Below are 219 nucleotides of genomic sequence, written 5' to 3'. Positions count from 1 at the left end.
CTTGCTCAAGATGTAATGGCAAGGGCAAAATAGCTATTAGAAAAGGCTTTTTCCAAATGGTTAGCACTTGTGATGTGTGTGGCGGTAAAGGTAAAGTAGTAAAAGATAAATGTTCATCTTGTCAAGGGAGTGGAAAAGAAAATAAAAAAGAAGAATTAGAAGTAACTATTCCTGAAGGAGTTGATAACGGAGTAACTTTAAAATGTTCTAATAAAGGAA

1 protein-coding gene is annotated in these 219 nt (G+C 33.8%); it reads left to right on the top strand.

Going from position 1 to position 219, the window contains the following annotated elements; translation table 11 throughout:
- A partial coding sequence (locus KJQ99_RS10410) for a zinc finger domain-containing protein (protein WP_284467068.1) occupies window positions 1-219 on the top strand: 219 nt, incomplete at both ends.

Source organism: Campylobacter sp. 2018MI13 (genome assembly GCF_018501135.1).
Taxonomy (GTDB): Bacteria; Campylobacterota; Campylobacteria; order Campylobacterales; family Campylobacteraceae; genus Campylobacter_E.
The sequence above is the reverse complement of the archived record's forward strand: the minus strand, read 5'-3'. Positions and strand labels throughout refer to the sequence as shown.